This window comes from Streptococcus oralis (assembly GCF_003942585.1).
Taxonomy (GTDB): domain Bacteria; phylum Bacillota; class Bacilli; order Lactobacillales; family Streptococcaceae; genus Streptococcus; species Streptococcus oralis_BE.
The window spans coordinates 1-12909 of record NZ_RJNK01000015.1 but is presented as its reverse complement, the minus strand read 5'-3'; the positions used below and the strand labels follow the sequence as shown (position 1 = coordinate 12909).

The window sequence follows — 12909 nt, the reverse complement described above, 5'->3', positions numbered from 1 at the left end:
TAAAAAAAAATACCCTGAATTTAACAAACAAGAATTTTTAGAAACAATTGAAGAACTGAGAAAAGAAGGAATATTAACGTATGATGTTAGTCATACAGAATCCTTTTCCACCCAAGAGATTAACCGCTATAAAAGGCAAGTGGATTTTTTTGGTGACCTTAATCCTGTTGTTATAAATTCTTGGGATTTTCAAAAAAAATTAAAAGAATCAGTAGTTCTAATCTTAGGAATCGGAGGATTAGGAAGTTGGATTGCTCAATTGTTGACAATGATGGGGATAGGAAAACTAATTATTTGTGATTTTGATTATGTAGAGGAGCACAACCTAACAAGGCAAACTTTATATGACATTAATGATATTGGAACTAAAAAAATTGATTCCCTTAGTAGAAAGTTATTGCTTATTAATGACAACCTTGTAGTTGAAAAAATTAATAAAAAAATTGAAAATAAGACTGACTTACTTGATTTAAAAAAGCAAATTTGTTTATCTGATGTAATTATAAATTGTGCAGACTTTCCCGACATTAATACAACTTCTACCTGGGTTTCAGAATTATGTATGAAATTCGACAAAAAACATATCATTGGTGGAGGTTACAACGGGCATACAGGTTTGATAGGTCCTTCAATAATTCCTTATAAATCTGCATGTTGGAAGTGTTTTGATGAAAAGTATAAGAAAGAGGTTGAAAATTCCGATTTAGAAGTAGTAATTAATACAAGAAAATCTGCAGGAGCTATTTCAGTACTGTCTAACATAATTGCTAGTATACAAGCATGGGAATGTGTTAAATTAATTACAGATGTAGATGAAATCAAGACTTTAAACAGGAGAGGTTTTTTTAATATAAATACTTTTGAAATTGAATGGGAGGAAATAGATGAAGTAGATAAATGTAGTACTTGCAGGGGAGAGTGTAAATGAAAAATATAATTAGTGACCGTATCTCAAATAAGCAAATTATAAAAGATTTTATTAGCAATTTCATTGGCTCTTTGAGCGGGAAATCTTTCAATTTTGCTTTAGGTTTGATGCTACTGGATCAAACAAAATCTGCAATGAGTTTTGGGATTAATATGATTATTTATCCTTTAGTCAGTTTGATTTTCTTAGTTCCCATTGGTAATCTAGTAGATAGATACCCACACAAGAAAATTTTGCTATATAATTTCATCTTTAGAATTTTTACCTTTCTTTTGTTCTATGCTTTTTATTTTCTTATGGATTCTTCGAGTATCTTATACCTAGTAATTCCGTTTGTAATACTTCACTCTATTACAGTCAATATAAGTGATACTTGTTATTCAGCCTCAATTCATGAATTAGTAAATGATAAAAAAATTCAAAGATTAAGTTCTGTTACACAGACTGCCATTGCAATTGCAACCATGCTTTCTCCAGCTATTGGAGTCATTTTTTATGGTTGGTTAGGTTTTGCAGGTTTTATTCTAATTGAAATCTTTGCAAACCTCCTCTCTTTAGGAGTTCTACTTAGTATGAAATTTTACTATGAATATAACGAGCAAGAGAACAAGGCTACGAATTGTAAAAATCCTCTGCATGGAGTCAAAGAAATCATTCAATTTCTTAAAGAAAATCAAATTGTAAAATACATTATTCTTGTAAGTGTTATTCTCAATTTTTTCTACACATCTATCAGTATTGGGGTTCCCTTTGTATTAAAAGAACAACTTCTGTTAGATAACTCGACAGTAGGAATGCTTGAAACTATGGCCGCAGTAGGAATGCTTTTAGCCAGTATTTCAATGTCACTATTGCCAGATAAGAAAGAAAACAACATCTTACTCTCGAGTAAGATAACCATGCCACTTGTTCTCTTAGCTATGGCTATTATTGGTTTAGGCATCACATTTGCATCAACTAACTCTCAAATTATTATTTCTTTTCTTGGTAGTATATTTATGGGAATCATAGCGTTTACTCTTGTTGTTTTAAATATTATTGTGATGACTTACCTTCAAAGTACCATCGAAACAAAATTTTTAGGCAGAGTAATGAGTACTTTATTTACACTAAATACATCTATCATGCCAATAGGTACCCTAGTATTCACTTATCTTTTTCAAAAAGAAGTGAATGGAGGGTTGATATTCATATTTGGGGGAGTAATCCTCCTAATATATATAATTATAATGTTACCTAAAATTTTTAGAATACTAAGATTAGAGTAATCTATATTTAGATAAGATTCATTTTTTATTACTAAAGAAGTATTGGTAAAATACTCCCGATACTTCTTCTAACTCCTGACAAAACAGATACGCATCTTGAACATATTCACGTACTACAATGTCAATCGTTTTAGGTTGAACACACATTACATAGCTAAGAGCATTGAAAAAATTTATTTTCACTTTAAATAAGCCTTTTTTTTGATTATGACAATATCAGGTCTATAATCAGACTGTGCGTGACCGATTGTTGGACTTAAGTCTAGCCAAATAGTGTCATCTTGCTCTAAACTTGAGTGACATAGAGCATAAATCAAGTATAAACCAAAATCAACTAAAAAAATTATATTGTATAATATCCGCATCAACTTTCCGAAAAATTTGTATTTTTCGGAAAGTTGTTTTAATAAAACTGCGCATGTCCTTGAGGCTCTAAGGGTTTTAGTGATATGTTACTTACGAAAAAATCTGAAAAATGCTCAGAATTGTCCTGTCAGCATCAAAAATGCGTATTTTTTGTATGAAAAAACGCAAATTGGAGGCAGTTATACAAAAAATAGACCTAATTTGGGTCTAATCTCTTCATACATTTCAAATAGTATTGCTACTGTTTCACTTAGCCAAGTCTCCTGTCCATCTACTACTTTTGTCAAACCATAAGCTCTCATAATAGCCTTATCATCTTTTTGAAAACAAACGTTGCCACCAACTCTTCTTTGTTTCCAAAAGTAGTGTTTCATTTTTTATAGTTAGGGCTCCAATCAACTGGAGTTGGTTGTTGTTAGTTTCTAAAATATCTGCAATTTGCCCATCTTTTTCATCAATCTGAGAAATATAAAATCTTCGTTCATTATCAAAATCAGCACGAAGCTGCTTAATTTGCTCATGCAATACAGTTTCTACACGATTGCTATCATCATCTACACTGCTATATTCTGTGTAGCTATTTTCTACAATGCAACGATCAAGTATATATTGCGTGATTGTCTTGTTTTCATTTTTAGCTAGTTCTACAAATTTCTCTTTCTGTTCCTTAGAAACTCGGATGCTTATTTGAACACTCATTTTTTGCTCCTCTACTAAATTCAGTTGATATACAATTATAACGCTATGTGTAGATACATTGTAGCATATTCTACACAATTCTACACGCATAATATGTATGAAAATCATGAACTTTTTTTATGAAAGATGTTTTTTTAACACCTTCTTTAATAGTTCCTGCAGGTTGATTCAATTTTTCTTCTGTTGTTATAATGTAGACTCCTTTTTTATCCTGATTTAGTTTCTTGCTGCCATCAAGGAATGCTAAATAAAAACTAAGCACTTATTTAAGACTATATAAGAACGTATTCGCCCCTTAAAGAGTCCAAGGTAAACCCACCACCGACTATTTAGCAGAAAGCCCCTTAACGGCCAAAATATGGCGCCTGATGACGTCTTAAATTTTGTACTGTAGTGAAAAGCGTAAAAAATCCCTTTTTTGTCATGATACGATCATAGTTGTAGAGGCCTTTCTGCAAATCTATCTAAAAAGGAGGATATAAAGATGGATATTATTTTTAATATCTTACTTGCTATTGAAGTGGAGATTTTGGTCCATTATATTTGCAAGTGGTTAGATAAGAGGTAAAAACGTCAAAATTTTTTCAAAAGGGTAGAGGTGTCGAAACGAAGTGAGACTCTTTTATATATATTTATTATTATTTATTATATGTTTAGCAGTTCGCAAATCCATTGGTACTCTAAGGATTTCAACTTTTATGGGTGTACAAATGTCAGTTTATAGGTGTACAAATGTCAGTTTATAGGTGTACAAATGTCAGTTTATAGGTGTACAAATGTCAGTTTATAGGTGTACAAATGTCAGTTTATAGGTGTACAAATGTCAGTTTATAGGTGTACAAATGTCAGTTTATAGGTGTACAAATGTCAGTTTATAAAGAATAAATATTTTTTTTGCTTAATAATGAGGTTTGTGCTATAATCAATACAAGATAGAGGTATATATAAATGAGCAATGAAGTAGTAAAATATCACAATGATTTAAATACTGTGGTGATGCGTAAATGGACATCTGAAGAAATGAATTTTTTCTTTACGATAATCGCTAAGGCTCGTAATGAAGGCACTAAATTAATGAAATTTAACGCTGACGAACTTAGAGGGATAGCAAGTAAGGAAATGCATCTACCTAGATGGTCACAAACGATGAGATCAGTCGCAGATAAAGTGGTGGATTTAAAATACTATGAGCGTACTGAACACTCGTACTTAGTCATGAATTTATTCTCATATTTTCGAGTTGACGAATTGGAACGGACCGTAGAAGTTGAGGTGTCGTCTAAATTTGAGTACATCATCAATAAACTTGAAGTGCAGTTTACCCAATATGAGCTTGAGGAGTTTACCAATATTCGTTCAACATATGCTAAAACAGCCTATCGACTTTTAAAGCAGTGGCGTACGTATGGAAAAAGGAAATTCAAGATTGAAGAATTTAAGACACTCTTGGATATGCCGGACACTTATAAATCAAGCGAGATTGATCGTGCGGTAGTGAAACCAATTATAAAACAACTGTCTCCATATTTTGAAGGTTTAAAAGTCAGAAAAATAAAATCAAACAAGCGTGGGAATCCCGTACTTGGATATGAGTTTACATGGAAACCAGAAACAGCTGCATCATATGATCCAAACAAATTTAATAATCCTAAACCAAGTCAAAAAGCAAAAAAAAATAAGTCGAATGTTCCTTCGTGGTCAAATCCTGATTACATAAATACCACGAGTAATGAAACGAGGGCTGAACTGGAGCGTAAAAAACAAGAAATGCTAGCTAGATTAGACAATAAATCATTAGAGGTTTTACCAGAGCAGATGGACATATTTGAAGATTAAATAATCACTAATGAGGACTTGCATATGCAAGTCCTTTTCTAGTTTCTATTTATCTATGATATTTGTATCTAACGAAATCTACAATATCCAATATAGATACTAAGATTTGCAAGGATAAATAGATATTAAAAATCCAATTTTCCATATTAGTTCTCCTTTATTTTTTCTTTATACTTATATTATTCTCATTTTGAAACTTAAAAAGGTCAATTTCTTCCAAAAATTAAAAAAATCCCCCCTGTTTAAACGGGGGGAGTAAGAATCGTTAACTAGTGCTCATTAAATCCTTCAAAAAATATTTAAGGTGTACAAATGTCATTTTTGGACCTATATTAAGAGTTGAGGCTTGCGTATGCAGCCCTTTTTCTTTGAGAAAGATAGAGATTAAAAAAGAGTTTATTAACTTATTGATGCTACTATCTTTATAGCTATATTGCATTGGGATGGTCAATTGTTTCTTAAATTGAGAAACATCCTAGGTAAAAAAGGTTGCCGTAAATCCTTGATATTGCTTGATTTACAACGAAATACAACAGAGGTAGTTAATCGTTTTTTAGGCTGAGAAACATCCTAAGTAAAAAAGGTTGCTGTAATCCCTTGATGCTGCTTAATTTACAACAAAATACAACAGAGGTGGTTAATCGTTTTTTAGGTCGAGAAACATAGTGGTTCAAAAAAGAACCGAAAACCCATGTCCCTGTAGGCGGAGAGTCGATTTTAAACCAAAGTGACTTTATAGGGGTGTCACCTCTACTTTTACTATTTTTTAGAATATGACTAAAATTTGGACAATAAATCGAACGTGTTGTAGATGCTAAAAATGAGCTGAATTTTGAGAGGAAAGTCCGATTTCGGCTATGATAGCCTGAATTGACTGTTCATCAGAGAACAATCATGATAAACTATAGATAAAAACAGCTATCACCTAGAAGAAATCGGAGTTTAAGAGAGAGATAATTAATGAACAACAAGAAAAAACAAAGAAAAAGTAAAGAAAAAACAGAGCATATTCCAAAAGATGTAGTGGCTTATTATTTACCAAATCCAAATAGTGAAAAGAAGATATATTTCACAAGAGATACAATCTTACTCATGTATCATTTAATTCGCTTAAGGTATTTTTCAAGAGAAATGATACTGGATCAGTATTACATCCTTACAGGCAAAGAGTTGAATAACAAAACCCTCTATTCCTTCATAGGAAATAGCAGAATGCCACTAAGTCACTTTGAAGACAATTACAGAATAGGTAAGACTAAGTTTTTATATGTTCCTAAGTATTTTGCTGACTGGCTGTTAGATATCATTCATGAGATCCCAGGCCTTACTGAACTGACAGAGGTTACAGAGTTCAGAGGTTCGCATTATAGCCTCAAGACAAATAAAATGATTGGTGGTAAAGATGGGATCAGAAAAATACATCTACATGATTATCATACAAGAAAGTTGGCGCTGAAAATCGGTAGACGAATAGTTGAACAGTGCACAGATTTATCACCCAGAGAATTGAACATCACTTACTTTTTCCCGTTTAATAGAAAACTTATATCACTTGTCCCAGATGCAGTTATTTTTGTAAAAGGTCAGAGGTATTTTATTGAGTATGACAGAAATACAGAGCCTCATTTCAAGCTGCTTGGGAAAATATGGGGATATTTTGAAGAGAAGTATTATCGAGGAGATACAATCTTCTTTGTCTTTGACAATATTTCAGAGCCAAAAGATAATCGTCTACATGTGCGCATTATGAATTTCATTAACAATTTGTATACCGTACCTTTTGGAGATAGTGGCCTATTTTATTACGATAAAACACAAGAGAGTAACGTGACCTTATTTGCACTCCCAGAGGTCAATGCTCTATCTCAAATTACAGAGGCTATCATGCACGATATAGTGACTGAGGATAGCCAAGAAAACGAAAGGCTGTTACACAAATGTAGGACTGAATATGTTTTACCTTATGATGTAGTATCGGCTGAATTAGTGGAAGATCTTGATAGTCCATTCTCTTTAATCTTGACTTACATAGATGATTATTTTGACAAGGTAAAAATGCCCCTTGTAAAATTGGACTATGGTGACGTTAGCAATTATGATTATTTTGAGATACTCTACGAGAGATACAAAGACGAGTACGCTATGATTGGGGTAGTATTCTCTTCTGAAATCACGAAACAATACTACATAATCCCTCACAGTGAATTTCTCATGGCGCTCTATATAAGATGATAAAAGTGAAAAGAGAGTACTATTTAAGTATCTCTTTTTTATTTATTGAAAAATTGAATTAAAAATAACAAAAGGTAGGGTTACCTGAGTTAAAAGTAGCAGAAAAGTAGGGTTTTCGAGTTAAAGGTATCAATAGCACTACCGAAACATGGAAAGTTTGGAATACATGAGAAAAAAGTGAGTGAATTTGGTTGCATCTTACTTTTTTCTTTGAATCAAATCCAAGAAATCCTTGTTTTTCTCAAGTAGAATGCGCGAATGAGTTTGTTTTAAAATAGCTGCTGATAAAGCTTTTCCAAAAATGGCATCGATCCTACTTATTACTCCTGATATTTTTGGAGCAGTTAATGGTTTTCTTTTAAAGTCGAGAAATAGAGAATCACTAGTATTAGTAGCCAGCAATTTCTCTCTTTTTTTAATATATGGTGAGATATAGTGGATAAACTCACTTACAATAGGTTTTTTGATCCGTTCACCTTTAGGAGATATAATTGTTAACGTCTGTTTGTGTAAGTCAATATCTCTATAAGTAGTTTGCGCTAATTGTTCAATATCAACTCCAGTTCCAGCAAGTAAAGCGATGATTGCTAAATCCCTGTCTTTATTTGTCAGCCATTTAGATGATCCAGCTGCTTCATAAGGGAAGAAGTCATAGGGCCTCGTAAGTTTCTCATTCTTATCAATTTTATCAAAGAGGTATAGCATAGATGGCAAATCATAATGAATTACTCGTACTGTGTTTCCTGTCCCTCTTTTTGATGTAAAAAGAGAAAGCATACCATACTCATTGATCCATTCGTTCATAACATTGCGGTAAAAGTGTGGAGCTTTTCTATTACCTGAGAACGATGAGACAGTGTAGTAGTTCCAAAATGAGTTTAAAACACTGATAAATCGTCTTTTCCCGTTTGGTTTTAACTCTAAAGAGTTGACATAATCTGCAACAATTTCTACAGGTGTTTGCTCTAAATCATCCATGGTTAATTCATTAGTAGCCTTTTTAAGATGGTTACTCGCGTAGAAATCAAGGAATTTTTTCAAGCTATTTAACTTACGGTAGTTGTATAAGTCTTTTGTATTTGTAGTAAAAAAATAATCTACATATAATCGAACGGTAGGAGACCAAAAATTCTCTAATTCGTCATATTTTTTCTCTAATTTTGTCATGATTTCACCTTGTAATTTTATCTATTACTAGAGTAACAGAAAATCATGGGCAAATCAAAGTATGATAGGATTAATTGATATTCATAATTTAGAGAGAGTCAGGATTTTTAAATTGGGAAACTCATCATATAAAATTTCATCAAAAAAACTTAAAAATTATGATGAAAAGATAAAAAATTCAAAAAAAAAATCATTTTTTACGATTTTTTCAAAAAAAAATGGTAGAATGTATATATTGAAGGTAGGAATAAGCTTAATACCCTAGTTTATTCATGTCTTCGATATATACAAACCCCACCACTATGTTTGTATAAACTTCTCGGAATGTCTTTATAGATTATTTTGAGGGAATTATAGATGAAAAATAAGAACAGTTTCCCCTGTTCTTATTTTTTTATTCAAAAAAGGGGAGCACCCACCACGATGCTTCCCCCTATATTCGCAATGTCCTTATAGGCTACTGCGAGGAAATTATAGATAAGATTCCTTTAAGTACTACAAATCCAAACTGAATAAGTAGGCCTAACGCAATCACCCTTTTACGGTTCTTGTAAATCTTATCCAAAAAATAGAAAATATTTTTCATATCTTCATGTCCTTTTTGGAAATACCCGCCATATCAGATTATGTTCGACAATGATTATTTGATTAATGAGACGCTATTTCGTTAGGTTCAGACATGTTTCCCTCGGGGGGGAGCATAATACCCTCCCCTAAGTAATATTCTATCAAAAAAAACTCTACTCGTCATTAGTTTTTTTTTTTGATAAACAAAAAACATTCGATAACTTTCCGAAAAATACGGCAGGAGACCAAAACTCCTCTAATTCGTCATATTTTTTCTCTAATTTTGTCATGATTTAACCCTGTAATTTTTTATATATTACTAGAGTAACAGAAAACCATGGACAAATCAAAGTATGATAGAGAAAACTTGATTCGAGCTATCGAAACCGAGTTTTTAGGTTAATAGGCTGCAACTTTTACAGATAAAAGAGCATCTCGTTAATACGAAATGCTCTTTTGTAATTTACTACACTTAGAATGTTTTCTTGGCATAGAACACCTGCAGACGTCCAGTGTTCATGACGTAGTTACCAACACCATTATACTTGTCTTGTACTTTCTTATTTACCATCTCGAAAGTATTCAATTCATCAAAGCCAATTGGTCTGATATTTGCTAATTTTAACCAATGATTGTCTTGATCCTCTGCGAAAATTGCTGGAGCATAACTAACAACGTCGGAAGGGGCTGATTTATCTTCAAAATAGTCATAGCCGACTAAATCAGCAATATAAGTAAATAATTTGCTTACAAGTAATACTTGGGTTACCTTTTCCAGTTTCTTAGGGTCTATTCTATTACTTGTGCTGAAGTATACAGCTCCTGCATCCTTAGCTTTATTCAAGTGCGCATCCAGTACCTCTCTCGCTGATTGGAAATCAACATTTACCACAGGTAAAGCTACGAGATAATTGATTTCATGTTTGTTTGCCATAATTTCGGCCTCCTTTTTAAAAAATAAAACACCCTTCTAGTAACGCTAGAAATGCTAGTAATACTAGTTATGCTAGTATATCCTAATTTTCATAAAATGTCAAGGGATATTTTAAAAATTTTTAATTATTTTATTTTTGAGCTGAAAATTCTAGCATTTCAGGGATTTTACAACACACTAGAATTGTAAAATATATAATTAAAGTATGAATAGATTAAAAGAAAAAAATATCAAAAAATTAATTTGGCATATGCAACGGCAGTGTGGTCGATTAGCAGAAATATCTGATACAGCAGCAATAAACAGCGAGCTTTTTCATCTACAATCTAGCATAGACTGTTTCATTAGGATTTTAAATGATCAAGATCCCTATCCAGGAATTGATAGAGAGGAGGTTTTTTAAAAATAGCTAAAATTTATAAAATGCACTAAAAGTAATTTAATAAATCGAAAAAAATGAAATTTAAAAGATTTATAGACTATTTTCAAAAATATTAGCTAAAAATTTCGCTAAATCGTTGACAGCGCGCGTGAAATGTTATATCATAGTTATAGATAAAGTTAAGCAGTTGGTTAAAGGTGTAGTAAATTATCATTTTTAACGGTAGGGTGGTGCCTACTTAAAGCTGTTAAACGAACCCACAATTAAACAAAACAAAAGAACGTCTGCAGGTGGTATGCAAGACGTTCTTTATTATTTAGGATGTAAAAAAGGAGGGTTGGTAGCCCCCCGTCCAGCTTTGCTAAAAACGAACCCACAATTAAACAATATTTCTGTCTGCAGGTGGTGTCGTTGCAGACGGAAAATGGCTACGGCTTTTCTTTTAAGTCTAAGAAAAGCTTAATTACTGATACAAATAGTTGTCCTAATCCAACTAGAAATGTCAATCCGACAAATACTAGTGTGACAGCTGCAATTGTAAACAATAGCCTGTCTCCCTTTCTTAGATTTGAATTGGAGAGACAGGAACTTTGATTTTGATTCTTTGATTTTAAATCTTTTCATTCATCCTTATTCTCCTTTCATTTAGAAAGGGTCCGCCTTCAACATAGCTGATACCTATAGTATAATACAAGATTTCATAAAAATCAAATCAATAGGGGAAGAAGAATTTACTATTTAATTTATCCTCTTAAGTAAAATTTATATAAAGGATACCGTCTGTCCCGCACCCCATAAGTTAGATTTTTTCTGTCTAACTTTTGAGATGCGGGACAAAGTGTATGTTAAAATCTTCTTTATAGATAAGCTAGGTAGTTTCCATGAAAAGATTCACTTTCTATTTTAAGATTTTGAACTTGTTTTTTAAAATTATCATTTTTATTTTTTTAAAATAATATCATTATAGATTTCCCAACACCACCATTTACTTAAATCTTTTTTAATGATTTTCTCCATATATATCATCATTTTCATAGCAGCTTCTTTGCTGTTGCTGCAATCAATTGGCTTATCGATAGTAATGTCAGGTAAAAGTTGGTTGTTTTTATACTCCATAGCGACCGGTAAAAGGTCTGTTCGCAGTTTTTGCGCTATTTTAACTGGCCCTTGTGGGATATAAGCATGTTTTGATAAGAAATCACCTGAATATTCTGGTGTTTCACCAGCCGTAAAATCAGGATACATCATCAAATTGTATCCATGCTTAATATCATGTAAAACATTTATCATAGATTTCTTATTTTGAATCCCATGTAATTTTATATTTTGACCATAGGAAACTTTTTGTAATATTTCATCCCAAAAATGTGTCATCCCCTCATCCATAAGTACTGTAAATTTTATACCTTGACTTGCTAACAAGGGTAATATAGACATATATGATCCATAATGAGGATAGAATAGAATTTTTCCTTTTCCATTTTTTAATCCGTCCAATGAGTCATTACTTTGTATATCTATTTTATCAGCATATAAAATAGATATAATCAATTCTAAAGAAACTGTCAATTGATTCTGTGCCCATTTTTCTTGCAAATCACTTGTAAATAATGCATTATCTACGTTTTTAACTTTCTCTTTATACTCTCCCAGTCGTCGAATAGACTCTTTGTTGTAACTAGGATTAATTAAAGTTATTAATGAATTATAAAAATCAAAACTAGGTATATCACTCATTGTCTTGTAAATTTCGTAGTTTTTTAGAAAAACATCGTAGTCTATAAATAAATCAGTACTGTTCATTAGCACACCTCCTATGGACATTTTACCATAAAATGTCTTAATTGTCGTAAAAAACTGTATTTTAAAAAAATTTTAAAAATTCTAAAAAAACTATTGATTTCTGATTTTTTTTTTGTTACAATATCATCATCAAAAAAAGGAGGACCTCAAAATGAAAAAGATTAACGAAGTTAAAGTTCTTTCAGAAGACACAAAAAACGGAAGCTGCTAATTGAAAGTAGTTAGGGATATATTTTTTATTCCAAGTTTAAAATAAGGAGGTGGGACCCCACCTTCTTATTTTGTATACCAGGGAGAATGCCATGAATATTTATATAAAAAAGGGTGTAAGTGTCCTATACAATAGGAAAAATGGAGATATCCACTTTTCGATATCTACTAGTGGAGTTCACAAAATATATAATATTACAGACGAATATCATGTGTTTTTGGAACTAATTCAAATAGAGCATGATGTAGATGATATATACTATAAAATTAAAAAAAAATACCCTGAATTTAACAAACAAGAATTTTTAGAAACAATTGAAGAACTGAGAAAAGAAGGAATATTAACGTATGATGTTAGTCATACAGAATCCTTTTCCACCCAAGAGATTAACCGCTATAAAAGGCAAGTGGATTTTTTTGGTGACCTTAATCCTGTTGTTATAAATTCTTGGGATTTTCAAAAAAAATTAAAAGAATCAGTAGTTCTAATCTTAGGAATCGGAGGATTAGGAAGTTG

General features: G+C 31.8%; 10 protein-coding genes. 6 read left to right on the top strand and 4 right to left on the bottom strand.

Annotated elements, in window-relative coordinates; genetic code table 11:
• Window positions 1-928: HesA/MoeB/ThiF family protein (locus tag D8862_RS09390; RefSeq protein WP_142998963.1), on the top strand; the 928-nt coding region annotated here is incomplete at its 5' end.
• Window positions 925-2196, top strand: coding sequence for an MFS transporter (locus D8862_RS09385; protein WP_125450184.1), 1272 nt, complete (start codon window positions 925-927; stop codon window positions 2194-2196). The genes D8862_RS09390 and D8862_RS09385, both read left to right, overlap by 4 nt.
• A gap of 678 nt (window positions 2197-2874) precedes the next feature.
• On the opposite strand, the gene D8862_RS09375 is transcribed toward D8862_RS09385, so the two are convergent.
• Window positions 2875-3261, bottom strand: coding sequence for a hypothetical protein (locus D8862_RS09375; RefSeq protein WP_125450180.1), 387 nt, complete (start codon window positions 3259-3261; stop codon window positions 2875-2877).
• A gap of 948 nt (window positions 3262-4209) precedes the next feature.
• Between D8862_RS09375 and D8862_RS09370 the strand changes: the two genes are divergently transcribed.
• Together D8862_RS09370 and D8862_RS09365 are read left to right on the top strand one after the other, a co-directional pair.
• Window positions 4210-5097 carry a replication initiation protein gene (locus D8862_RS09370; protein WP_125450178.1) on the top strand — a complete coding sequence of 296 codons (888 nt, stop codon included), beginning with the start codon at window positions 4210-4212 and terminating at the stop codon, window positions 5095-5097.
• Between the two features lie 960 nt (window positions 5098-6057).
• Window positions 6058-7329, top strand: coding sequence for a replication-relaxation family protein (locus D8862_RS09365; RefSeq protein WP_125450176.1), 1272 nt, complete (start codon window positions 6058-6060; stop codon window positions 7327-7329).
• A 198-nt stretch (window positions 7330-7527) separates the two neighbouring features.
• Here the strand turns inward: D8862_RS09365 and D8862_RS09360 are convergent, their stop codons facing one another.
• Together D8862_RS09360 and D8862_RS09355 are read right to left on the bottom strand one after the other, a co-directional pair.
• Window positions 7528-8496, bottom strand: coding sequence for a tyrosine-type recombinase/integrase (locus tag D8862_RS09360; RefSeq protein ID WP_125450174.1), 969 nt, complete (start codon window positions 8494-8496; stop codon window positions 7528-7530).
• Between the two features lie 1039 nt (window positions 8497-9535).
• A complete protein-coding gene (locus D8862_RS09355) occupies window positions 9536-9997 on the bottom strand; it encodes a hypothetical protein (RefSeq protein ID WP_125450172.1) in 462 nt (153 codons plus the stop codon).
• A 205-nt stretch (window positions 9998-10202) separates the two neighbouring features.
• Here D8862_RS09355 and D8862_RS09350 point away from each other — a divergent pair, with 205 nt between their 5' ends.
• Window positions 10203-10400 carry a hypothetical protein gene (locus tag D8862_RS09350; protein ID WP_125450170.1) on the top strand — a complete coding sequence of 66 codons (198 nt, stop codon included), beginning with the start codon at window positions 10203-10205 and terminating at the stop codon, window positions 10398-10400.
• A 918-nt stretch (window positions 10401-11318) separates the two neighbouring features.
• On the opposite strand, the gene D8862_RS09345 is transcribed toward D8862_RS09350, so the two are convergent.
• Window positions 11319-12182: an LpxL/LpxP family acyltransferase gene (locus D8862_RS09345; protein ID WP_185760861.1), complete on the bottom strand. Its 864-nt coding sequence runs from the start codon at window positions 12180-12182 to the stop codon at window positions 11319-11321.
• Window positions 12183-12484: 302 nt separating this feature from the next.
• Between D8862_RS09345 and D8862_RS09340 the strand changes: the two genes are divergently transcribed.
• Window positions 12485-12909: hypothetical protein (locus D8862_RS09340; protein WP_142998962.1), on the top strand; the 425-nt coding region annotated here is incomplete at its 3' end.

Bases quoted from the DNA above. Each gene is read 5' to 3' on its own strand.
- D8862_RS09385 (WP_125450184.1), top strand. From the start codon at position 925: ATGAAAAATATAATTAGTGACCGTATCTCAAATAAGCAAATTATAAAA.
- D8862_RS09375 (WP_125450180.1), bottom strand. From the start codon at position 3,261: ATGAGTGTTCAAATAAGCATCCGAGTTTCTAAGGAACAGAAAGAGAAA.
- D8862_RS09370 (WP_125450178.1), top strand. From the start codon at position 4,210: ATGAGCAATGAAGTAGTAAAATATCACAATGATTTAAATACTGTGGTG.
- D8862_RS09365 (WP_125450176.1), top strand. From the start codon at position 6,058: ATGAACAACAAGAAAAAACAAAGAAAAAGTAAAGAAAAAACAGAGCAT.
- D8862_RS09360 (WP_125450174.1), bottom strand. From the start codon at position 8,496: ATGACAAAATTAGAGAAAAAATATGACGAATTAGAGAATTTTTGGTCT.
- D8862_RS09355 (WP_125450172.1), bottom strand. From the start codon at position 9,997: ATGGCAAACAAACATGAAATCAATTATCTCGTAGCTTTACCTGTGGTA.
- D8862_RS09350 (WP_125450170.1), top strand. From the start codon at position 10,203: ATGAATAGATTAAAAGAAAAAAATATCAAAAAATTAATTTGGCATATG.
- D8862_RS09345 (WP_185760861.1), bottom strand. From the start codon at position 12,182: ATGAACAGTACTGATTTATTTATAGACTACGATGTTTTTCTAAAAAAC.